This is a genomic window from Bacteroides caccae (assembly GCF_002222615.2).
Classification (GTDB): domain Bacteria; phylum Bacteroidota; class Bacteroidia; order Bacteroidales; family Bacteroidaceae; genus Bacteroides; species Bacteroides caccae.
The window spans coordinates 3,292,173-3,315,167 of sequence record NZ_CP022412.2; the positions used below are offsets into that span (position 1 = coordinate 3,292,173).

Here is a 22,995-nt window from a genome sequence, read left to right on the forward strand (position 1 = left end):
TATGATACGACACTATTTGAAAGTTGCTTTTCGTAATTTACTGAAATACAAGACCCAAAATATAATTTCTATCATCGGTCTTGCGGTAGGATTACTATGTTTCTGCATATGTATGTATTGTAGTCGTTTTGTTGAGACCACCAACCATTGTTTCAGTAATTACACTCGCATTGTGGAATTAAACCTTTATGATTATCAGACGGAAACATATTTTTCCGGTACACAAGTGGCTTTATCCGAAGAACTCCGCACATGGGCAATGGGAGAGGTGGAAGCAATTTCTTGTATGACATACTCGCGTGAACGTTCTTATCTTGCCGAAATTTCAGAGGAAAAATCATTACCATACGAACTTGAAACGATAGAAATAGATACTTTATACAATAAGGTATTCACTCCCCAAATAGTAGCCGGAAATTGGAAGACGGCAAGCCGGACATCTAATGCCGTTATTTTAAGTGAATCTACTGCCATAAAGATATTCGGTAAAATAGAAAGTGCTATCGGTAAGCATCTGACTTTGGCGCGACGACTCCATACTTCGCCTGAAAGTACTCCGAAAACAGGAGGTATTGTTTATACGGTACAGGCAGTAATGAAAGATATCCCGCTAAACAATGGTTTTAGTTTTATGACGCATACTGATGCAATGGTTCTGAACGATAGTGAAGGACTTTTCCGAAGTACGAAACGTCACGATATGACAGGAGCCAGAACCTATGTCTTGCTTTCTCCCAATACGAATATAGCTGAACTGGAGCAGCAGTTTGCTAAGCGTAATTATAGTTATACTATGTATAATCAGTCTTATGCGGTTGTTGCTAATTATATTAGCGACAGGGCACAGAAGAAAGGTGCTTTTGTGTTGGGATGGGTGACAGGAATAGTCGGTACATTGATATTACTGGTCGGACTAATCAATTTCTTTCACTTTCTGATCGGTTCTTTTCTTAATCGCACTAAAGAATACAGTATTATGAAAATGGCAGGATGTAATTGGAAACAACAATTCTGCCTGCTGTTTGTACAATCATTGATTGTGGTGGTTATATCTTCCTTTTTAGTAATATGGGGAATAGAATTGATTGGCAACCGAATGGATTTTTCTCTACAGGGCATTACAATGACTTTTCCGCCCGAAATTCTTTTGATACACGCTATGCAATATATCATTCTTCTTATATTGCTCTGTGCTGCAATTTGTCTGTTTGTATCTGTCCGTATTCGCAGAATTTCGATACAAACAGGCATTCATGGAGGAGTAAATAAACGTCGAGGTAAGCAGTGGGGACGTAACCTTATGCTGGGAATCCAGTTCTTTATCTGCTGGATATTTGTATCATTCACTGTCGCATTGTTTTTACAGTCGGAGAAAACAACCCAAACATTGTTTCATACGCTTAACCAAAAAGAAAAAGAAGCGATTCTTAGCATTCCATTAGACTATTCGTTTATGAAAAATGAAGAGAAGTTAAGTGTGGTAGAACGTTTTCAGCAACATGCAGGGGTAAAAGATGTCTTATTGGCAGATATTGCTTATACACAAGGAGTATCCGGAAACCTGTTGATGACCGAGAAAGGGAATGACAACTCCTGGACTGATATCAATATTATGTGCGTTCCGCTGAATTTCTTTGCTTTTATGAATATTCCGATAGAGGAGGGCAGAACTATCCGGACAAAAAATGACCTTGTCATGGATAAAGTATGGCAAAACAAACAAAAGAAGAATGTAATTGGAATGAATTTTTATGACCAAAATAATGATTATACCGTATGTGGAGTTTGTACTCCTTTCCAGGCTGATGTCCATTATCATAGTGGCGGCTATGCTTTTATGCTCTATGATCCTTCTGAATATGTTGGCCATTGCTATGTAAAATGTTACCCTGAACAACAAAAAGAAGTCGTAAAGTGGATTGAGAAAATCCGTCGTGAAGTACTTCCGGAGAATATATCGTATCAGGTTCGTACATTTCAAGACGACCTATATGAAATACAGGCTATGGAATATATGCTGAAAGATACTATCCTGTTTTTCGCAATCGTCAGTATCATCATTACCTTGTTGGGTGTATATTCCAGCATTACCCTCGATACTGAACGTAGACAGAAAGAAGTGGCTATCCGTAAAGTAAATGGAGCCGGAATGTCGCATATTATCTGGTTGTTTGCCCGTTTGTATATAACTTTGTTGATGGTTACCGCAGCTCTATCCTTTCCGTTAGTATACCTAGTGTTACAGCTATGGAAACAAATATATACGGTATTCTTTAACTGTGGATTCTGGTTCTGGACAGGGATTTTTATATCTGTTGCTATGATAACGGCACTAACGATTTGGTTCCGTATCTTGAAGATTGCCAGAGTTAATCCGGTGGAGTCTATCAAAAATGAATAGGAAAACCATATTTGAATTAGAAAATAAAAGAAAACAAAATGATACAGCATTATTCAAAAGTTGCTTTACGCAATTTGATGAAATATAAAACCCAAAATCTTATATCAACCATAGGCTTGGCTGTGGGACTGCTATGCTTCAGTATTTGTTTCTATTGTAGCCGCTATATGCAGAGTGTTGACCAATGTTTTAATAATTATCATCGTTTGGTAGACATCAATTTAGCTGATGAAGGTAGGATGTTATCCGGTACTCCTGCAATATTGGCGGAGAAGTTGACAAAAGAATATGGACATGAAGTAGAAGCATATTCCAGAGTTGCTTATGCACGGCAACGGCCTTTTGATGTGTATACAAATGATGAAAAGAAACTACCCTATACATTTGAATGCATAGAAGTCGACTCGTTTTTTAATCGTTTGTTCACTCCGACTGTTGTGGCAGGTTCGTGGAGAGTGGCAGCCTATACTCCTAATGCGGTAGTAATAACAGAAAGTACAGCACGCAAATTATTTCCATATAATCAGGAGGCTATCGGTAAACGTATGGTGATGACAAGCAAAATATGGTCTTCTCCGAAAACAACTCCTGATAGCGGAGGTATCTCATACACAATTCAGGCTGTGATTAAAGATATTCCAGCCAATGTCAGTATGAACTTCATGCGGACAATTGAAGTTCTCATTCTGAACGATAGTGAAGGATTATTTAAAATGACCGGTAATAATGACCAGACAGGCGTTTATACTTACGGATTGCTTCATGAAGGCAGAACAGCCAAAGATTTAAATGAAGTGTATAGAAAGAGTAATGTCACTCACCGAATGTTTAATTGCGATTATGACCTGATTGTTTCTCCTATTGGAAAAAGTAATGGCAACTCTGACATGATAACCATCTTTAGCTCAATAACTAGCATTGTAGCAGTTTTAATCTTATTAGTTGCTTTACTAAACTTTTTCCATTTTCAGATTGGAAGTATAATCAATCGCCAACGGGAATTTACAATTCGGAAGATAATAGGAAATGATATGTTTCATCTGGCAATGATGCTTTTTGTGCAATTGTTTTTGGTCATTGTAATCGCTTCTTTATTTATGTTCGGACTCATAGAAATATTGTCTTCCGGAATGCATATCTCATTGTCTGATTTAAGCTTGTCCATTGATAGAGAGCGTTTGATGTTACAAGCCGGACAATATATTATCATTCTTCTCATAGCAACATTTGTGATCTGTTTTTCTGTTGCTTTTTATATCCGTAGGGTAAACATACAATTAGGCATGAGCAATGGGCTTAAAAGTAAAAAGCATTTCTTTCGTAATAGCATGTTAGGAATCCAGTTTTTCATTTGTTGGCTATTCGTTTCTATGACTGTCGCTCTTTATTTACAAACAAATACTACAATATCTACGCTGTACAATACGTTGACTAAAGCGGAGAAAAATAGCATATTAAGTCTTAAATTGGACTATACTTTTATGAAAAATGAAGAAAAAGTTGCGCTTGTTGAACGTATCCGGCAGTATTCAGGCGTGAAAGATGTCTTACTTTCTGAAGACGGTTACTTAAATGGTAGTCCGGATCGTACAGGCATACAATTAGATAAAGACTCGGATAGGTGGCTGGAAATAAATATAATGAGGGTAACGCCTGATTTTATTTCTTTTATGAATATCCCCTTGTCAGCAGGACAAAATATGGAAGGCAATAATGATATATTGGTCGATGAAATATTTATGAATGAAAAAGAAAATATACTGGGGACTACTCTTTATCATTATAAAGACGCTTATACTGTACGCGGTATATTGTCTTCTTTTACTCCCTCGGTTTATGCTTATAAAGAGGAGCAGACTCCTTATGTTTTCTTTCCTATGAAAGATAATGGAAATGTAGGTCATTGTTATATCAAGTGTTACACAGATAAAAAGGAAGAGGTCCGCCAATGGATGACCCAACTTTTGCAGGAAGTGTTACCGGAAAGTGTTGAGCCCGAAATAACAACTTTTTTGGATGATATCATTGAACAACAGGCCATGGAAACTAAATTCAAGAATATAACTTTATTTTTCTCTATTGTAAGTCTGATTATAACTTTATTGGGAGTATATTCAGCTATTACTCTTGACACCGAACGTCGGCAGAAAGAAGTGGCAATCCGGAAAATAAACGGAGCGGGAATAAAACAGATTATCTTACTGTTTTCCCGGTTGTATATGTTACTTTTGACAACATCGGCTTTATTAGCTTTTCCTGTGGTATACGTCATTCTCCATATGTGGAAAGAAATATATCAGATATTCTTTAATGACGGGATATTATATTGGGTAGGAATATTTGTAGGAGTAACTTTATTGACTGCACTAACCGTTATCTTTAGAATCCTAAGGATTGTACGACTCAATCCTGCGGAAGTTATCAAGAATGAATAAATTCAATAATTTTTAAATAGTACAATTATGATTAAAACAATTAATTTACAGAAGATTTTCAAGACAGAAGAAGTGGAAACTTGGGCATTGAATAATGTCAGTATTGAAGTGAAACAAGGTGAGTTTGTTGCTATTATGGGACCTTCCGGCTGTGGAAAGTCAACGTTACTTAATATTCTGGGACTGTTGGACAATCCGACAGGAGGAGAGTATTATCTGAATGGAATGGAAGTTTCGAAGTACACGGAATCGCAGCGTACAAATCTCCGTAAAGGAGTCATTGGTTTTGTATTTCAGAGTTTCAATCTGATAGATGAACTGAACGTATATGAAAACATTGAATTACCTCTGCTCTATATGGGTATCTCAGCTTCCGAACGTAAAAAGAGAGTGGAGACTGCCATGGAACGAATGGCTATTACTCATCGTAGCAAACATTTCCCCCAACAATTGTCAGGTGGTCAGCAGCAACGTGTCGCTATCGCCCGTGCAGTAGTTGCCAACCCTAAATTGATCCTTGCCGATGAGCCTACCGGTAATCTGGACTCAAAGAATGGTAAAGAAGTAATGGGGCTATTGAGCGAATTGAATAAGGAAGGAACAACGATTGTAATGGTAACGCACTCCCAGCATGACGCCGGTTACGCTGATCGCGTCATCAATCTGTTCGACGGACAAGTAGTAACTGAAGTCAGCATGTAACATTAAAAGAGTATGATGATAAAACATTATCTAAAAGTAGCTTTCCGCAATCTGGCGAAATATAAGGTGCAAAGCATTGTGAGTATTTTAGGATTGGCAGTAGGCTTTGTATGCTTTGCATTGTCTACTTTGTGGATTCGTTATGAAATGACTTATGATACTTTTCACGAAGGTGCGGAACGTATTTATCTGGTGCGTGCACATTATGCACATGAACCTGGTAAGATATCCAATTCTACTCCTTATCCTTTAGCTGATTATTTACAGAAAGGTAATCCGGAAATAGAGGCAATGGCTTCTACTTCCGTACAGAAAGTTAAATTTCGTGTGAAGGATACTGAGAAGGATGTTGTGTCGGCTGCTGCAGATTCTGTTTTGATGAACTTTTTTAATATACGAGTATTAAGAGGAACAGTGAACTTCTTGAAGGGAACCAATGGGGAAATTGCTATAACAGAAGAATTTTCTAAAAGGATATTTGGAGAGGAAGAGGCATTGGGTCGGGAGGTAGAGGTTAGTGGACATGCTTCTAAAGTTGGAGCAATCGTGAGTGGCTGGTCTTCTCATTCCAATATTCCATATAGTATATTAACTTCTGCCAGACATTATACACAATGGGGGAGTGCGAATGAAAACTTATTTGTTCGCATTCGTAAGGGGACAAATGGGGAAGAATTTCAGAAAAAAATTGCTGCTCTCCGTATCAATGATATTGAGAAGGAAAATGAATTGGGAGAGCTATTATTGACCCCGCTATCGGCTTTACGCTATTCCGGTTATGTATCTCGGGAAGATACCGTGATTACTTTTAGCTATATCTTATATTTTTCATTAGCCGGTGGATTGGTCATTATCTGTTCGTTATTTAATTATTTGACTCTCTATATCAGTCGGTTATATATGCGTAGGCGTGAAATGGCACTTCGCAAAGTGAATGGAGCAGGTAATAAAGATTTGTTTGTTCAGTTGACCGTTGAACTATTGATTGTTCAGTTTATAGCTTTGGTAGCCGGATTGTTCTTTATTGAAATATATATGTCCCGTTTCCTCGAGTTCACACGAATAGCTCCCAACTCTTATTATGGAGAGATTTTAGTATATCTGTTTATTGTGATAGCTTTGTCTCTTTTGTTGGCTCAGATACCACTATATCATTTTCGTCGCCGAACTTTGCAAGACGCTGTCAAAGGGAAAGTTTCAGTAAACAGACCGTATGCTTTCCGTAAGTTCGGGATTGTTATACAATTGATAGTCAGTCTTGTTTTCATATTCTGTACAGTGGTTATAATGAAACAGATTTATTTCCTGAAGCATACAGACTTAGGAATGGAACGTCATAATATTGCCAATGTTGCATTATGGAGAGGTGATATAAAACAGTGGGGCGGTAAGATAGCAGCTTTACCTATGGTGACCGAAGTTCTGCCTCCCCGTTATTTTCCGATTATCCCTACCGGACCAATGATGTATGCGGAAATGAACCATTGGGAGGATATGTCTGAAGCAGTAGAAGAACCTATAACTGTTGGCATAATGCCTGCAATGAAGGATTTCTTTGATTTTTATGATTTGAAATTAATTGAAGGCGAACTGCTCTCAGAAAAGAATGCTCCCAATGATATTGTAATTGATGAAAATACACTTCGGATATTTGGTTGGAACCAAGGAGTAGGAAAGACTTTGGGATATGAGAAGGATGGCAAAATTCTTCATTCATATAGAGTGGTAGGAGTTGTCCGGAATTTCTGTTATCAACCGCCTACAAGTATTCCGGGATGTATCGCTTTACAACAACCTCAAGCACAAAATTATCTGCTGTTTCGTGCCAGTATTTTGTTTAAATTTGAGGAAGGTTCCTGGCGCGAATGCCGGAAAGCGATTGAGGCCATGCATAAAGAAGATTTTCCGAATGCCTATTTACGATTGTTTAATGAGGAGGAAGAATATGATAAGTATCTCCGTTCGGAAAGTGCTTTAATGAAGCTGTTGACTTTCGTATCATTAGTTTGTATTCTGATCTCTTTGTTCGGAATATTCTCATTGGTTACATTATCTTGTGAACAACGTCGTAAGGAGATTGCCATACGTAGAGTCAACGGAGCACAGGTATATCATATTCTTCATCTATTTTTCCGTGAGTATTTATTGTTGCTGGCAACAGCTGTTATAATAGCTTTTCCTGTCGGATACGTTTTAATGAAACAATGGATTGATCGGTATGTAAGGCAAACGCCGATTGAGGTATGGATATATGTAGCTATATTTGGAATTATAGGATTTTTTATCTTACTATGTATAGGCTGCCAAGTATGGAAAGCTGTTTTGCAGAATCCGGCAGAAGTAATTAAGAATGAATAATAATTAATGGTGATATTATGATTACACATTATTTAAAAGTAGCTTTTCGTAACTTAGTAAAATACAAAACGCAGACACTTATCAGCATAATTGGATTATCGGTTGGTTTTACTTGCTTTGCGCTTTCCGTATTATGGATTCGTTATGAAATGACGTATGATAATTTTCATGAAGGAGCAGACCGTATTTATCTGGCAGGTGATAAATTTGATTTGCAAGGAGACGGATTCTCTTATTATTCGTCAAGTTTGTTGGCTGATTATATAATGAAAAACTGTCCGGAAGTAGAAAAGGCTTGCCATATAATACAAAAAAACATAATACCCATTGAATATGAGAAAAATGTATATCAGACACAACAATTAAGAGTTGATTCAAACTTTGTCTCAATCTTTAATATTATTGTATTAGAAGGAAGCAACCGTATGAGATTAGAGAATAACCAGATTGCTATTACTGATAAAATTGCTAAGCAAATATTTGGAACTGAATCTCCGATAGGTAAGCAATTGATATTTCCTAATACAAATAATACAAAGATGACAATAGTTGCAGTGGTAAAATCATGGGAAGGTCATTCTTTATATCCTTTTGATATATTATTACCTTATGAGGATCAAGATCCACATTGGGGGAGTCAACGAAGCCATACACTTTTCCGTATTTACCCTAATAGTGATATAAATGCATTGGAGAAAAGATTGGCTAAATATGAAGTGCAACAAGACTCATATAAACAGTTAATGTCTACTCCTATTGCTTTATTATCTACCTTACGAAGTACACATCCGAGAGAAGATGTTAATGTCAAATTGAATCACATTCGTCTTTTTGCCTGGATTGGAGCTTTGGTTATTATTTGTGGATTATGTAACTATTTAACAATGCTTGTTACTCGTATTCGAATGCGAAAACGTGAATTGGCATTACGGAAAGTAAATGGAGCTTCTAATGGTAGTTTGCTGTCATTGCTTCTTTGGGAATTGGTATTGTTACTCATTGTATCATCGGGATTAGGACTTATGATAATAGAACTCATTTTACCGGGCTTTAGATCTCTATCACAAATAGCCGAGGATACTTCATTCTATTATAGTGAAACGCTTATGTATATATTATTATTAATATTGATAACTATAAGTCTGGCAGCCATACTTATCCGATATGTCAGCAAGCAGTCTTTGCTTGATAGTATTAAACATAAATCAAATCTTCATCTTTCCGGTTGGTTTTATAAAGGAAGTGTTTCCTTTCAATTATTTGTTAGTATTGGTTTGGTGTTTTGTACTATGGTGATGATGAAACAGCTGGATTATCTATTGAATTCAAAAGAACTTGGGTTGAATAGACATAATATAGGAGTTATAGCTTCCGGTTATGGATTTGAAGGTGTTCCTTTTAAAGAAATTCTGGAACAAATGCCTGATGTTATAGAATGTTTATATGGCTTTTATACTCCTATTCCTAAAATGTCATTTTATAGTTATGAAGTGAGGGAATGGGAAGGACAGGCGGACAAAGAACAACGTATCAAGTTAGAGAAGGAAACCATCAATCAGGATTATGCTAATTTTTTCCAAGTTGAAGTTTTGGAAGGTAATATGTTGGATGAAAAAGACGGGAAAGAGGCGGTCCTTATAAATGAAGCTGCGGCAAAGGCTTTTGGTTGGGATCATCCTATTGGAAAGAAGATACACCTGAACGAAAAATGTATAGTAAAAGGGGTTATTAAAAATATTTATTATAATGCCCCGATACATCCGGTTACTCCAGCTATATTCTTCTTGCCGGACAACAAGCAAAAAAGTGAAAGTAGAGGTCATTTGATTTTTAAGTTTAAAGAGGGTACCTGGAAAAATGTTTCTCAAAAATTGAGAGAAGAAGCTTATAAAGTTAATCCGAATGCAGAATTACGTTTGATTAATATGGAGGAGAAATACGATGAGTACATGAAATCGGAAAATTCTTTAAATATGCTATTGAGTATTGTTTCCTTTATATGTATAGCAATTGCCGTATTCGGCATCTTTTCTTTAGTTACTTTATCGTGCGAGCAACGTCGTAAAGAGATTGCTATTCGTAAAGTCAATGGTGCCAGTATAGGAACAATTCTGAATTTATTCTTTAAAGAATATCTGCTTTTGCTTATCATTGCATCATGTATCGCTTTTCCATTAGGATACGTCATTATGAAACATTGGCTTGAAAGTTATGTAAAACAGACTCCGATAAGTCTTTGGATATATGGAGGAATATTTATTGTAATGCTTCTTATCATTTTCCTGAGCATTATTTGGAGAGTATGGAAAGCAGCCCGGCAGAATCCGGCAGAGGTGATTAAAAGTGAGTAAGAATATTATTTAATAAAAGCAATATGAAGAACCAGTTATCAGCTATCAAGGCCCTGTTTCGTTTTAGAATTTATACGATAATAAATATTATAGGGCTTGCGATTAGTGTAGCGGCAACATTAATAATCGTACGTTATATTCATCAGGAAGTGACCGTAGACCACTTTTGCAAGGATCTGGATCAATTATATATATTGACAGCTCAAAGAAGTAACGGTCATATTTCAATAATTGACAATACGGACAGGAATAATGATCCTAATTTTATTGATCCGATGAAGAATCCGGAAGTAGAAAAGTATTCATATTGCATTTCTTTTAAGGATGATTATATCATAGTTGATGATCACCGTTTTCAAGCCAATGTTTTAGTGACCGATAGTTTCTTTCTACAACTAATGGATTATCCTGTCATTTCAGGCATTAAGACTATTCAACGTCCGGATGATGCGATCATTACCCGAAAATATGCTAAACATCTTTTTAAGGATGAAAACCCGCTTGGAAAGCAACTTGTTTCTTCCGCAGGCTATACACTTACTATACGGGGAATTGTAGATGAACCGGATACCAAATCCTCTTTGCAGTTTGATTTGATAACTCCTGTGAATCAGGGAAAATATATGGATTGGAGCCGAATGGGATTTTGTATAACACGTTTGGTTAAGGGTACGGAGTTGGCTAAGTTTAATGAAAAAATCTCTAAACCACAGTCATTGATTTGTTTTAGTCATTCACCTATACAATTCAGGCTTTTTCCATTGAAAGAGCTATATTTTAATAAGGTGGTAAGCTCTGCATCCGGTTTCTTCTTAAGAGGGAATAAAGAACATGTTATTGTGTTGTCTGTTGTAGCATGTATGCTGTTGCTGGTCGGAATTTTCAATTTTATCAATATCTACACGGTTATTATACTGAAGCGGGCGCGTGAGTTTGGAGTTAAAAAGGTGTATGGTGCGAATGGTATTCAAGTATTTTCCCAAATATATGCAGAAAATCTATGTATGGTTGCTACTTCAATGCTGATTATATGGATGCTGATAGAGGTTACAGCAGGGTTATTCGCAACTGTATATTCAATACCCGTGAAACCGGATCTAAAGTTTGATTTACTACTGTCTCTTATTATATTATTCGGGTTACCGTTAATTACGTCTATCTATCCCTTTTTAAGATACAATTACTCTTCACCTATCACCTCATTGCGTTCAGTCAGTGTCGGGGGACATTCCATTGTGTCTCGTGCATTTTTTCTATTCGTTCAATATATCATCACTTTCTGTTTAATTGTGGTTTCCTTGTATTTTGTGCGCCAGTTATATACTATGCTTCATGCTGATTTGGGTTATCGGGCAAAGGATATTATATCTTGCCAATTCCTGTCACACGAGACACAAAACAGGAGGTATGCAAGTGATGAAGAATGGCAGAAAGAGCACGATTTGGAACAGCACAAAGAACAAGTTATTAAGCAGAAAATGAATGCGTGTCCTTTGTTCGTTACATGGAGCTATGGTGAAATTCCTATAAATCTGGAACCTTACATTAACTTGGAAGCGGATAACGGAGAAAAACATAAAGTAGCCCTTATGAATGCCGATAAAGAGTATATGGATATGTTCGGATTGAAACTGAAAGAAGGGAGGGAGTGGAACGACAAAGATCAGTTTGCCCAGTATAAAATGATTATCAACGAAACAGCTAAGAAGTTATTTCAAATAAAGAATATAGAGGAGGCTTCATTACAGCCGGAATCACGTTTGTGGTGGAGTATGGGAATAGATGAAGGGAAAAATCCTCCTTTCGAGATAGTAGGAGTAATAGAGGATTTTCGGACAGGACATTTGGCGAAAGGAGATGCTCCTTTAGCTATATTATATGATAAAGGAGATAATCCTACTAACCCTTTGATAGCGACAATTGTGGAAGGAAAGCGTAAAGAAGCGGTTGATTTTCTGAAAGAGTTGCATGATGAAGTGTTGGGACAGGGAGAATTTGATTACTCGTTTGTGGAAGATGAAGTGAAAAAGTTGTATGATGAAGATAAAAGAGCCACTCAGATCTATGTCACTTTTGCCGGACTGGCTATCTGCATATCCTGTCTCGGCCTGTTCGGTCTGTCGTTGTATGATATTCGCCAGAGATATCGGGAGATAGCCTTGCGCAAGGTAAATGGCGCTACAGGCAAACAAGTGGCCTTATTGCTGGTACGGAAGTATCTATATATACTGGGGGCGGCATTTGCAGTTGCTATTCCTTTGGCCTATTATATCATTCATGATTATACCAAGGACTTTACAGTGAAAGCTCCAGTCGGAGTCGATATATTTATAACAGGTTTTATTCTTACATTAATAATCTCTTTAGGAACATTGTTATGGCAGGTTCGTAGGGCTGTCCGCATCAATCCGGCATTGATAATGAAGAGTGAATAAATACAATGTTTTTTGTTGTTTTTAGTTTAAAAGACAATTGAATAAATTATCTTTGCACTATTCCAATTTTATATCAAATAGGAGAATGTGTATGAATAGAATGAAAGTTTTTTTATTGTTGGCAGTTATGATTGGTTTTAGTTCATGCCAGTCGAGAAGTAAACAAAACATAGAGCAGGAGGTAGAAGTTGACAGTTTGTCGACTAACCCAACTGAAGAGATAAAAATAATAACCGGAGTTGTAAAGGACGCTTCAATGAATAACTTTATGCTAATTACCTTGCAAGGAGATACACTCTTTATTAGTACAATGGATCAAGAGCCAAACGATGTAGCAGGCTTTGAGTTAGGAGATACGGTGAGAGTGAATTATATAGAAGAGGAGGAAGAACCCGGGTTAAATACTATACCGACCGCTCAAAAAGTGATTGTGATAGGAAAGAAAAACCGGAATCAATAAATAATTAATCTAACAATAACGTAGAATTATGAAAAAGAAAATGTTGGCAACAACTTTGTTGACAGGGCTATTGGCTGCATGTAGTGGAAACTCTGCTTCCGTCACAGGAGTATGGATTGAGCCTATCCCAGGAATGGAAGACCAAGTGCAGGGTATTAAACTGGAAGAAGGTGGTATTGCATCTTCCGTTAATATGGCTACATTAGTTTATAAAAATTGGAAGCAGGAAGGTGATCAACTGATTCTGGCAGGAAACAGTATTGGCAATGGGCAGACAATTGAGTTTATAGATACAATGAAGATAAAAAAAATAACGGCTGACTCGTTAGTTTTGGATAATCGGGGAATGGAGATTCGCTATGCGAAACAGAAATGATGTAATTTAATATGTGAACATACATTTCATCCAATAAATAAAAAAAGCTACTTCCCTTTTTATGGAATCAGGAAAGTAGCTTTTTTATATGATTCTAATACTGATTACAAAATATCCAAAGCCTTGAATGCTTTTACTAACTTCTCAACAGCACGGTCAATCTGCTCTTTTGTATGAGTAGCCATTAATGCCACACGCACCAATGTGTCTTGTGGAGCACATGCGGGTGGAATAACCGGATTTATGAATACCCCTTCATCGAAAGCCAGTTTAGTAACCATGAAAGTCTTGTCTGTATCACGTACATAAAGAGGAATGATAGGTGATTCGGTAGCACCGATTTCGAAACCTGCCTCACGGAAACGTTTCAAAGCATAGTTGGTAGCTTCCCACAGAGCTTCGAGTCTTTCCGGCTCATTCTGAATGATATGAAGAGCTTCTAAAGCAGATGCAGTAGCAGCCGGAGTATTGGATGCACTAAATATATATGTGCGAGCATTGTGACGCAACCAGTTGATGATAGAAGAGTCAGCAGCGATAAAACCACCGATAGAAGCCAAAGACTTGCTGAAAGTACCCATAATCAGATCAATCTCATGAGTTAATCCGAAGTGGTCACAAACACCGCGTCCCTGCTTTCCGAATACACCTAAACCATGAGCTTCATCTACCATGATAGTAGCATTGTACTTATGTTTCAAACGTACAATTTCAGGTAAGTTTGCCAAATCGCCTTCCATGGAGAATACGCCGTCAACGATAATCAGTTTTACTGAATCTGGATTGCACTTTTGCAGTTGCTTTTCCAAATCAGCCATATCATTGTGCTTATATTTTAATTGCTGGGAGAAGGAAAGACGACGACCGTCTACGATCGAAGCGTGGTCACGATCATCACAAATGATATAATCATTGCGGTCTGTCAATGCAGGAATAACTCCGGAATTAACTGTGAAACCAGTTGAGAAACAAAGCGCTTCATCTTTACCTACAAAGGCGGCCAGTTCTTTCTCCAGTTGGACATGCAGATCAAGCGTACCGTTCAAAAAACGTGAACCGGCACAACCGGAACCATACTTGTGCATGGCTTGTATACCTGCTTCAATAACTCTTTCATCTCCCGTAAGGCCAGTGTATGCGTTGGAACCGAACATCAACACTTCGTGTCCGCCCATTTCTACTTCTGTACCCTGTTTTCCTTCAATCTCACGGAAATATGGGTAAACGCCCTGTGCCATAAACTTTTGTGGCAGGTCGTACTTAGCTAACTTCTCTTGTAATAATCCCATGAATTATAATTTATTATACTCATACTCAGATCACTCGCTGATGATCTAATAATCCTTTTTTCTTAACAAGTGTTTAAAACAGGGGGCAAAGATAACAAAATTTGCTTTTATCTGTTCTTTTTAAGGGAAAAAAGTTGCCTTCGTATGATTAGAAACCTCTAATAGATTAAAATTTAATATATTTGTATTACTTTTGTCGTCTACAATCGACAAGAATAGCATGAACGAAAGAATGAAGAAAATAATATTCGTCGTCAATCCTATTTCGGGTACACAAAGTAAGGAATTGATTCTTAGCTTGCTGAATGAAAAAATAGACAAGGCGAGATACTCTTGGGAAGTAGTGTATACAGAGAGAGCCGGTCATGCAGTAGAAATAGCCGCGAAAGCTGCCGAGGAAAAGGCAGATATAGTAGTAGCTATCGGAGGAGACGGAACGATCAATGAGATAGCTCGTTCGTTGGTGCATACGGATACCGCTTTGGGAATCATTCCTTGTGGCTCGGGCAATGGACTTGCACGGCACCTGCATATACCCATGGAACCGAAGAAAGCATTGGAAGTGCTTAATGAAGGTTGCATGGACGTAATAGATTATGGCAAGATTAACGGAACAGATTTTTTCTGTACCTGCGGAGTCGGCTTCGATGCTTTTGTTAGCTTGAAGTTTGCGCATGCCGGCAAACGTGGGTTATTGACTTATCTGGAAAAGACATTGCAGGAAAGTCTTAAATATCAGCCAGAAACTTATGAACTGAAAACGGAAAATGGAGTAACCAAATACAAAGCTTTTCTTATTGCATGCGGTAACGCTTCGCAGTATGGAAACAATGCATATATCGCTCCGCAAGCTACACTGACAGATGGATTGCTGGATGTGACCATTCTCGAACCGTTTACCGTTTTAGATGTTCCTTCACTCGCTTTTCAGTTATTCAATAAGACTATTGATCAGAATAGCCGTATCAAAACATTCCGTTGTAGACGATTGTGTATTCGTAGAACCGCTCCGGGTGTGGTACATTTCGACGGTGATCCTATGGAAACGGATGCTGATGTGAATATTGAATTGATTCAGAGAGGTTTGCGTGTGGTAGTGCCACAAGCAGCAGAAAAAGATGCGGCAAATGTGCTTCAAAGAGCACAGGAGTACATGAACGGAATCAAATTAATGAATGAAGCGATTGTAGATAATATAACAGATAGAAACAAGAAGATATTAAAGAAACTGACGAAAAAGGGGTAATAAATTTATTAATTACTACTCACGAATTACAAATTATTGCGTACTTTTGCAAAGTTTTGGCTCGTCCAAAATTAGAAACACGAGTGATAATTATCTAAATAATAAAATATATGTTCAGAACGCATACATGTGGAGAACTGAGAATCTCTGACGTAAATAAGCAAGTTACGTTGTCCGGCTGGGTGCAACGCAGCCGTAAAATGGGGGGCATGACCTTTATTGACCTTCGCGACCGTTACGGTATTACCCAATTGGTTTTTAATGAAGAAGTAAACGCAGAACTCTGTGAACGTGCCAATAAATTGGGACGTGAATTCGTTATTCAGGTGAAAGGAACGGTAAACGAACGTTTCAGCAAGAATGCAAATATTCCTACCGGAGACATTGAAATCATTGTTTCCGAACTGAACGTACTGAATACTGCAATGACTCCTCCGTTTACAATTGAAGATAACACGGACGGCGGTGACGATATCCGTATGAAATACCGTTATCTGGATTTGCGTCGTAATGCTGTCCGCTCTAATTTGGAGTTACGTCATAAGATGACAATCGAAGTCCGTACCTATCTTGACAAGTTAGGTTTCATCGAAGTAGAAACGCCTGTATTGATCGGTTCCACTCCGGAAGGTGCACGTGATTTTGTTGTGCCTTCACGTATGAACCCGGGACAGTTCTATGCACTTCCACAGTCTCCGCAGACTTTGAAGCAACTACTAATGGTTTCTGGTTTCGACCGTTATTTCCAGATTGCAAAATGCTTCCGCGATGAGGACCTGCGTGCCGACCGTCAGCCGGAATTCACACAGATTGACTGTGAAATGAGTTTCGTTGAGCAGGAAGACATTATCGCCACTTTCGAAGGAATGGCTAAACATCTGTTTAAAACCCTTCGTGGTGTGGAACTAACCGAACCGTTCCTGCGTATGTCTTGGGCAGATGCCATGAAATATTATGGTAGTGATAAGCCAGACTTACGTTTCGGTATGAAATTTGTGGAACTAATGGATATCATGAAAGGCCACGGATTTTCTGTATTTGATAATGCTGCTTACGTGGGTGGTATCTGTGCGGAAGGTGCTGCAACCTATACCCGTAAGCAACTGGATGCATTGACTGAGTTTGTGAAGAAACCGCAGATTGGTGCGAAAGGTATGGTATATGCCCGCGTCGAAGCAGATGGAACGGTGAAATCGAGCGTAGATAAGTTCTATACCCAGGAAGTATTGCAGCAGATGAAAGAAGCGTTCGGTGCGAAACCGGGTGATTTGATCTTGATCCTGTCCGGTGATGATGTGATGAAGACACGTAAGCAACTTTGTGAGCTTCGTTTGGAAATGGGTTCTCAATTAGGATTGCGTGATAAGAACAAGTTTGCTTGCCTTTGGGTGATAGACTTCCCGATGTTCGAATGGAGTGAAGAGGAAGGCCGTCTAATGGCTATGCATCATCCGTTCACTCATCCGAAAGAAGAAGATATTCCTTTGCTGGATACAGATCCTGCTGCTGTGCGCGCTGACGCATATGATATGGTTATTAACGGTGTGGAAGTTGGCGGCGGTTCTATCCGTATCCACGATGCACAGCTGCAAGCTAAGATGTTCGAGATTCTGGGCTTTACACCTGAAAAAGCACAGGCACAATTTGGCTTCCTGATGAATGCGTTTAAGTACGGTGCACCTCCTCACGGTGGTTTGGCATACGGACTTGACCGTTGGGTATCTCTGTTTGCCGGGCTCGATTCTATCCGCGACTGTATTGCGTTCCCGAAGAACAACTCAGGACGTGATGTAATGTTGGATGCGCCGTCTGCTATTGACCAGACTCAACTTGACGAATTGAATTTGATCGTTGATATCAAGGAAGGAGAGTGAAAGAATCAGTACGTATATTCCGTTTTATAGTAATCGGTACAATGAACGCTTTGATTATGGCGTTGGTTGTATGGTTAATGATGAAAGAAATATCATTCGACGGTGACTATATGGTGGCTAATATAACGGCGTACCTGATAGCTCAGATTCATAATTTTATCTGGTGTAAGTACTGGATATTTCCCGTAGAAAACAAAAAGAACAGTCTCTGGAAACAGATACTGCTCTTTTGCTCTGCTTTCGGAGTGGCTTACACCGCACAATTCTTATTTCTTATCCTGTTAGTAGAAGGATTGGACGTTAATGAATATCTTGCGCAATTTCTGGGCTTGTTTATTTATGGAGGTGCCAATTTTTTGGCTAATAAAAAGATAACTTTCCAATAAGAAGTCCATTATACAGTATATAGAAAGGGCACAGAGTGAAATGTAAAATTAAAACTCTGTGCCCTTCGTTTTTTAATATACGACTATTGATTATATCTCAAACTCTAGTCCAGAAAGCGTTTAGTCAGTCCTTCGTATTCGTCAATCCGACGGTCACGCAAGAATGGCCACCAACGGCGTACATTTTCCGAACGTTCCATATCTATTTCGACGACCATATTCTCCGGACGGTCATTACCTGCTTGCGCTAAGAATTCTCCTTGCGGACCGACCACAAAGCTATTTCCCCAAAATAGAATACCGTTAGTCTGTCCCGAAGAATCGGGTTCATGTCCTACACGGTTGACGGAAATAACAGGAAGACCGTTTGCAACAGCATGGGCACGTTGGGAGATAATCCATGCATTGAGTTGACGAGCTTTCTCATCATCCGTATCGCTACTTTCCCAGCCGATAGCAGTAGGATAAATTAAAAGTTCTGCACCTTTCAGCGCCATTAGACGGGCAGCTTCCGGATACCATTGATCCCAACATACCAATACTCCAAGTTTTCCTAAAGAAGTCTGGATCGGTTCAAACCCTATATCTCCGGGAGTGAAATAGAACTTCTCGTAGTAGGCAGGATCATCAGGAATGTGCATTTTACGGTATTTTCCTGCAATGCTTCCGTCACGGTCAAAAACAACGGCAGTATTATGATAGAGCCCGGGAGCACGTTTCTCAAAAAGAGAGGTGACAAGAACCACTCTATTAGCTGCTGCCAGTTCCGAATAAAATCCGGTGGAAGGACCGGGAATCGGTTCGGCAAGATCGAACAAATTAGTATTCTCTGTCTGACAGAAATAAAGCGAATTATGTAATTCTTGAAGTACAATCAACTGTGCGCCATGAGCAGCACAAGCCTCAATACTTTTCGCAAGATTCATTAAATTCATTCGTATATCTGCGGTATTGGATTGCTGTATCAATCCTACTTTTATCTTTCTCATAATGACTGTTTATTTAATAACTCCTTGTGGATATTGCATAGTGACACAATGTAAAGAACCGTGTTGCTTGATAAGCGCACGGCAATCAATTCCTACTATCTCATGTTTGGGAAATGCTTGTTGCAGTACTTCACCTGCTTTCCGGTCGTTTGCCGGCTGGTTGTATGTAGGATAGAGAACGGCATCATTCATTATCAGAAAATTAGCGTATGTGGCAGGCAGACGTTCGCAATTTTCTTCTATCTTATCGACCATTGGCAAAGCTAACAGACGATAAGGTTCTCCTGCCAGCGTACGGAATGTCTTCAGTTGTTCTTCCATTGCGTGCAGTGCTTCGTAATGCTCATCCTCTTTATCGTCACATTTCACATAAGCAATGGTATTTGTAGAACAAAAACGTGCTAGAGTGTCGATATGGCTGTCAGTGTCATCACCTGCCAGATAACCATGATCCAGCCAAAGAATCTTTTGCAGATGGAAGGTTGATTTCAGGTATTCTTCTATCTCTACTTGGTTGAGTTGTCCGTTCCGGTTGGGAGAGAGTAGGCATTCGGAAGTGGTGAGTAGAACACCCATACCGTCGCTTTCGATAGAACCTCCTTCAAGGACGAAACCGAGACGATTGACATAATGCCCTTTTAATACTTCCGCTTCTACGGCGTGTCGGGTAATTCGATTATCCAAGTCGGAGGCAAACTTTAACCCCCAACCATTGAATGTGAAGTCGAGCAGGGAAGGAGTGCCGTTGTCTATCATGGTGATAGCACCATGGTCACGCGCCCATGTGTCGTTGGTTTCACATTCCAAGAAACGGACGTTATCTATATTTACGCTTGAAGCGATCTGTTCTCTCACGGCTTCCGGTTCGGGAGTGACAATCAGGAGTAATTCACGTTCTGCTATTTCCCGGGCTATGTTTATAAAACACTCCTGTACTTCTGTCAGCATATATGCCCAGTCCGTACCGGCGTGTGGCCATGTTAATTGTATGCCGCTTTGCGTATGCCATTCGGCAGGCAGATGAGGAGCTCTCATTTCCACCTGTACGGTCATATTCTTTCCGAAATTTAATTGTAAATCCTTCTCCGAACCACTGGGGCTGGGGAGTCCAACCATAATTCCCATTAGACTAATCTATTTAAGTTTATATAAATTGTTTAATTTAACTCGGCCATACACGGTGTTAAGCCTTGGTTTCCTGTTTAGGCTTCCGGTCGAAAAACGGATTCTTGGAGGATGCACTTACAGGAATTGCCATAACCATTTTGCAGTCTTTCAGCCAGTTCAGGCGTTGTGCTGCCAGTCCGGCAGAGAACATGACACGTGTATCTACGCGCATATCGGCGGCTGTGGCACAAGCGGAACCAATAGCGATACCTACATCAATACTATTTATTGCGCAAGGGACTCCTTCCATACGCCCGGCACAGGTTGTAAATCCACAATGGCCACAATTCAAGCCCTGCGCTTGCTCGCGCGTTCCTATTAATATAACACATTCGGCATTTAAGATGTTGTCAGCGTCACGAAGGAAAAATTTCATTCCGTGCTCTTCAACCATAGCAACCATTGTATCGGATAGTTGTTTAATCTCTTCATCAGTGATTAAGGCCACTTCAATAATATCAATTCCCTTTCCCTTCGGAGCAGTACGTGCAGCTGTCATCATCTGACGGGCAACCTGCAATATATGCTCGTGACGGGCATCTCTTTCGTTTAGTATCATAACTTTTCTCGAATTAATTAGTGAGGCAAAGATAACGTTTTTCAAGAAAATAGTACCTTTGCCGGAAAGAAAGAATTAAAAACGCCATGTTACATATCAATAATGCCTGTATCGCTTTTGGAACAGAAGTCCTTTTTTCCGGTTTTGAAATGAAATTGGAGAAGGGCGAGACAGCCTGTATCGTAGGACAATCCGGTTGTGGAAAGACTTCCTTACTAAACGCCGTAATGGGCTTTGTGCCATTATATGAGGGGACTATTAAAGTAGGCGGGACGTTACTGGATAAATCAACCATTGATCTTGTCCGCCGCCAGATTGCATGGATTCCCCAAGAACTGGCGTTACCTTTCGAATGGGTAAAAGAAATGGTATCTTTGCCATTCGAGCTGAAAGTAAACCGTTCCGTTCCTTTTTCGGAAGAAAGGCTTTTTATGTGTTTTGACGAGTTGGGGTTGGAGCATGAATTATACTTTAAAAGAGTAAATGAGGTTTCGGGCGGACAGCGCCAGCGCATTATGTTAGCTGTGGCCGCATTGCTCAATAAGCCGTTGATTGTAATTGATGAACCGACATCGGCATTAGATACCGGATCGACAGACAAAGTACTGGCTTTTTTCCGACGGCAGGCAGAAAAAGGGGCAGCTGTTTTGGCGGTATCGCATGATAAGGACTTTGCTTCGGGATGCCATTATTTAATAGAATTATAAACGAAATCTGTTAGGACGATATAAAACGAAACTTGTTGTGGGAACCATTGATATATCATATTATAATCTTTTTGTTGGCTTGCTGCTGCTTGCCATTCCCTTTTTCTATCTATGGAAATTTAAGACGGGATTATTGAAACCTGCTGTGATAGGCACACTCCGAATGATTATTCAATTATTTTTTATCGGCATTTATCTAAAATATCTCTTTTTATGGAATAACCCCTGGATTAATTTTCTTTGGGTCATTGTTATGATATTCGTTGCGGGACAAACAGCATTGGTACGGACCGGACTGAAACGACGCATCTTACTGATTCCCATTACTGTGGGATTCTTGTGCAGTGTAATATTGGTCGGATTATATTTTATAGGTATTGTGCTTCAACTGGATAATATTTTTAGCGCCCAGTACTTTATTCCGATCTTCGGAATCCTAATGGGAAATATGCTATCGAGCAATGTGATTGCTTTGAATACATATTATAGTGGCCTGAAACGTGAGCAACAACTATACCGATATTTATTGGGAAATGGAGCTACGCGACAAGAAGCGCAGGCACCATTTATCAAACAAGCTATTATCAAATCCTTCAGCCCGTTGATTGCCAATATTGCCGTAATGGGACTAGTAGCCCTTCCGGGAACAATGATAGGACAGATTTTGGGAGGAAGCAGTCCGAATGTGGCTATCAAATATCAGATGATGATTATGGTGATCACATTCACTGCATCCATGTTGTCGCTGATGATAACCATTTCGTTAGCTTCGCGAAGATCATTTGATGCATACGGAAAGCTCTTGGAGGTATCAAAAGAAGCTAAGAAATGACAATAATCGATCGTATATTTCAGGAAGTTGCCGGAATATCTATTCCACATTTCTTCATTACAGTGGAGTTTTCGGCAATGGGCTGCGAAATGCCGGAACGTATTGAAGCCTTTCTATGGGAAAAATATGAAATAATTCTTCGAGGCGCAAACGGTCGTAAGTTCGTTTATCACAAAGGAGAATGGCGGTTGATCTTTACATTTTTCCCCACAGATAGAGTCGTGGACGAGCGATATGCTTTGAAGAATAAAGTTCTATTCCGCCATGTATAATAACTTAATCTGCCCCTACATATTAAATAATATAATAATAAATGATCCAATTAATTATATTTTTTAATATATTTGCCAATGTCTTTAAAGAATAGTACAATAACTGTTTAATTTTGAAAACGATGAAAACACATCTGATTGCTATTTTTTGTTTGG

At 39.0% G+C, this 22,995-nt stretch carries 18 protein-coding genes; 14 read left to right on the forward strand and 4 right to left on the reverse strand.

The genetic code is table 11. The features are described 5' to 3' along the window. Nucleotide 1 precedes the first annotated feature (1 nt). The 8 genes from CGC64_RS13535 (at nucleotide 2) to CGC64_RS13570 (ending at nucleotide 13,518) form a co-directional block, all read left to right on the forward strand. Nucleotides 2-2,401 carry an ABC transporter permease gene (locus CGC64_RS13535; protein ID WP_005675865.1) on the forward strand — a complete coding sequence of 800 codons (2,400 nt, stop codon included), beginning with the start codon at nucleotides 2-4 and terminating at the stop codon, nucleotides 2,399-2,401. A gap of 38 nt (nucleotides 2,402-2,439) precedes the next feature. Next, on the forward strand, nucleotides 2,440-4,836 hold the full coding sequence (locus CGC64_RS13540) for an FtsX-like permease family protein (protein ID WP_032854967.1): 2,397 nt from the start codon (nucleotides 2,440-2,442) through the stop codon (nucleotides 4,834-4,836). A 27-nt stretch (nucleotides 4,837-4,863) separates the two neighbouring features. Beyond that, complete coding sequence (locus tag CGC64_RS13545; RefSeq protein ID WP_005675863.1) at nucleotides 4,864-5,538, forward strand: ABC transporter ATP-binding protein; 675 nt, start codon at nucleotides 4,864-4,866, stop codon at nucleotides 5,536-5,538. A gap of 15 nt (nucleotides 5,539-5,553) precedes the next feature. Beyond that, nucleotides 5,554-7,896: an ABC transporter permease gene (locus CGC64_RS13550; RefSeq protein WP_032855022.1), complete on the forward strand. Its 2,343-nt coding sequence runs from the start codon at nucleotides 5,554-5,556 to the stop codon at nucleotides 7,894-7,896. Between the two features lie 17 nt (nucleotides 7,897-7,913). After that, entirely contained in the window at nucleotides 7,914-10,247 is a 2,334-nt protein-coding gene (locus tag CGC64_RS13555; protein WP_089421578.1) for an ABC transporter permease, read from the forward strand. Between the two features lie 23 nt (nucleotides 10,248-10,270). Then, nucleotides 10,271-12,682: an ABC transporter permease gene (locus CGC64_RS13560; protein ID WP_005675858.1), complete on the forward strand. Its 2,412-nt coding sequence runs from the start codon at nucleotides 10,271-10,273 to the stop codon at nucleotides 12,680-12,682. Between the two features lie 91 nt (nucleotides 12,683-12,773). Next, nucleotides 12,774-13,142 (forward strand): hypothetical protein, encoded by a 369-nt coding sequence (locus tag CGC64_RS13565; RefSeq protein WP_005675857.1) that lies wholly within the window; start codon nucleotides 12,774-12,776, stop codon nucleotides 13,140-13,142. A 28-nt stretch (nucleotides 13,143-13,170) separates the two neighbouring features. After that, complete coding sequence (locus CGC64_RS13570; RefSeq protein ID WP_005675856.1) at nucleotides 13,171-13,518, forward strand: lipocalin-like domain-containing protein; 348 nt, start codon at nucleotides 13,171-13,173, stop codon at nucleotides 13,516-13,518. 104 nt (nucleotides 13,519-13,622) lie between these two features. On the opposite strand, the gene spt is transcribed toward CGC64_RS13570, so the two are convergent. Further along, entirely contained in the window at nucleotides 13,623-14,807 is a 1,185-nt protein-coding gene (spt, locus tag CGC64_RS13575) for a serine palmitoyltransferase (protein WP_005675854.1), read from the reverse strand. 220 nt (nucleotides 14,808-15,027) lie between these two features. Here spt and CGC64_RS13580 point away from each other — a divergent pair, with 220 nt between their 5' ends. The 3 genes from CGC64_RS13580 (at nucleotide 15,028) to CGC64_RS13590 (ending at nucleotide 18,313) form a co-directional block, all read left to right on the forward strand. Then, entirely contained in the window at nucleotides 15,028-16,053 is a 1,026-nt protein-coding gene (locus CGC64_RS13580; protein WP_005675852.1) for a diacylglycerol/lipid kinase family protein, read from the forward strand. Nucleotides 16,054-16,163: 110 nt separating this feature from the next. Next, nucleotides 16,164-17,927 (forward strand): aspartate--tRNA ligase, encoded by a 1,764-nt coding sequence (aspS, locus tag CGC64_RS13585; protein ID WP_005675851.1) that lies wholly within the window; start codon nucleotides 16,164-16,166, stop codon nucleotides 17,925-17,927. Beyond that, nucleotides 17,924-18,313 (forward strand): GtrA family protein, encoded by a 390-nt coding sequence (locus CGC64_RS13590; protein ID WP_032837757.1) that lies wholly within the window; start codon nucleotides 17,924-17,926, stop codon nucleotides 18,311-18,313. Before aspS ends, CGC64_RS13590 begins: the two co-directional genes overlap by 4 nt. Nucleotides 18,314-18,417: 104 nt before the next feature. Here CGC64_RS13590 and CGC64_RS13595 read toward each other — a convergent pair whose 3' ends face one another. From CGC64_RS13595 to CGC64_RS13605, 3 genes are read right to left on the reverse strand one after another with little or no spacing between them, the layout of a single operon-like run. Further along, a complete protein-coding gene (locus CGC64_RS13595) occupies nucleotides 18,418-19,302 on the reverse strand; it encodes a carbon-nitrogen hydrolase (protein ID WP_005675849.1) in 885 nt (294 codons plus the stop codon). A 9-nt stretch (nucleotides 19,303-19,311) separates the two neighbouring features. Further along, nucleotides 19,312-20,427 carry an agmatine deiminase family protein gene (locus tag CGC64_RS13600; RefSeq protein ID WP_005675848.1) on the reverse strand — a complete coding sequence of 372 codons (1,116 nt, stop codon included), beginning with the start codon at nucleotides 20,425-20,427 and terminating at the stop codon, nucleotides 19,312-19,314. A gap of 58 nt (nucleotides 20,428-20,485) precedes the next feature. Then, on the reverse strand, nucleotides 20,486-21,028 hold the full coding sequence (locus CGC64_RS13605; protein ID WP_005675846.1) for a ferredoxin domain-containing protein: 543 nt from the start codon (nucleotides 21,026-21,028) through the stop codon (nucleotides 20,486-20,488). 86 nt (nucleotides 21,029-21,114) lie between these two features. On the opposite strand from CGC64_RS13605, the gene CGC64_RS13610 reads away from it, so the two are divergent. Genes CGC64_RS13610 through CGC64_RS13620 form a run of 3 tightly spaced genes read left to right on the forward strand, consistent with a single transcriptional unit; the run spans nucleotide 21,115 to nucleotide 22,839 of the window. Beyond that, nucleotides 21,115-21,735, forward strand: a complete 621-nt coding sequence (locus CGC64_RS13610) for an ABC transporter ATP-binding protein (protein WP_005675845.1) — start codon at nucleotides 21,115-21,117, stop codon at nucleotides 21,733-21,735. A 37-nt stretch (nucleotides 21,736-21,772) separates the two neighbouring features. Then, entirely contained in the window at nucleotides 21,773-22,567 is a 795-nt protein-coding gene (locus tag CGC64_RS13615) for an ABC transporter permease (protein WP_005681132.1), read from the forward strand. Continuing rightward, nucleotides 22,564-22,839 (forward strand): hypothetical protein, encoded by a 276-nt coding sequence (locus tag CGC64_RS13620; protein ID WP_005675842.1) that lies wholly within the window; start codon nucleotides 22,564-22,566, stop codon nucleotides 22,837-22,839. Before CGC64_RS13615 ends, CGC64_RS13620 begins: the two co-directional genes overlap by 4 nt. Nucleotides 22,840-22,995: the final 156 nt, after the last annotated feature.

Bases quoted from the DNA above. Each gene is read 5' to 3' on its own strand.
- CGC64_RS13610 (WP_005675845.1), top strand. From the start codon at position 21,115: ATGTTACATATCAATAATGCCTGTATCGCTTTTGGAACAGAAGTCCTT.
- CGC64_RS13600 (WP_005675848.1), bottom strand. From the start codon at position 20,427: ATGGGAATTATGGTTGGACTCCCCAGCCCCAGTGGTTCGGAGAAGGAT.
- CGC64_RS13550 (WP_032855022.1), top strand. From the start codon at position 5,554: ATGATAAAACATTATCTAAAAGTAGCTTTCCGCAATCTGGCGAAATAT.
- aspS (WP_005675851.1), top strand. From the start codon at position 16,164: ATGTTCAGAACGCATACATGTGGAGAACTGAGAATCTCTGACGTAAAT.
- CGC64_RS13620 (WP_005675842.1), top strand. From the start codon at position 22,564: ATGACAATAATCGATCGTATATTTCAGGAAGTTGCCGGAATATCTATT.
- CGC64_RS13545 (WP_005675863.1), top strand. From the start codon at position 4,864: ATGATTAAAACAATTAATTTACAGAAGATTTTCAAGACAGAAGAAGTG.
- CGC64_RS13605 (WP_005675846.1), bottom strand. From the start codon at position 21,028: ATGATACTAAACGAAAGAGATGCCCGTCACGAGCATATATTGCAGGTT.
- CGC64_RS13555 (WP_089421578.1), top strand. From the start codon at position 7,914: ATGATTACACATTATTTAAAAGTAGCTTTTCGTAACTTAGTAAAATAC.
- CGC64_RS13580 (WP_005675852.1), top strand. From the start codon at position 15,028: ATGAACGAAAGAATGAAGAAAATAATATTCGTCGTCAATCCTATTTCG.
- CGC64_RS13570 (WP_005675856.1), top strand. From the start codon at position 13,171: ATGAAAAAGAAAATGTTGGCAACAACTTTGTTGACAGGGCTATTGGCT.
- CGC64_RS13560 (WP_005675858.1), top strand. From the start codon at position 10,271: ATGAAGAACCAGTTATCAGCTATCAAGGCCCTGTTTCGTTTTAGAATT.
- CGC64_RS13535 (WP_005675865.1), top strand. From the start codon at position 2: ATGATACGACACTATTTGAAAGTTGCTTTTCGTAATTTACTGAAATAC.
- CGC64_RS13540 (WP_032854967.1), top strand. From the start codon at position 2,440: ATGATACAGCATTATTCAAAAGTTGCTTTACGCAATTTGATGAAATAT.
- CGC64_RS13595 (WP_005675849.1), bottom strand. From the start codon at position 19,302: ATGAGAAAGATAAAAGTAGGATTGATACAGCAATCCAATACCGCAGAT.
- CGC64_RS13565 (WP_005675857.1), top strand. From the start codon at position 12,774: ATGAATAGAATGAAAGTTTTTTTATTGTTGGCAGTTATGATTGGTTTT.
- spt (WP_005675854.1), bottom strand. From the start codon at position 14,807: ATGGGATTATTACAAGAGAAGTTAGCTAAGTACGACCTGCCACAAAAG.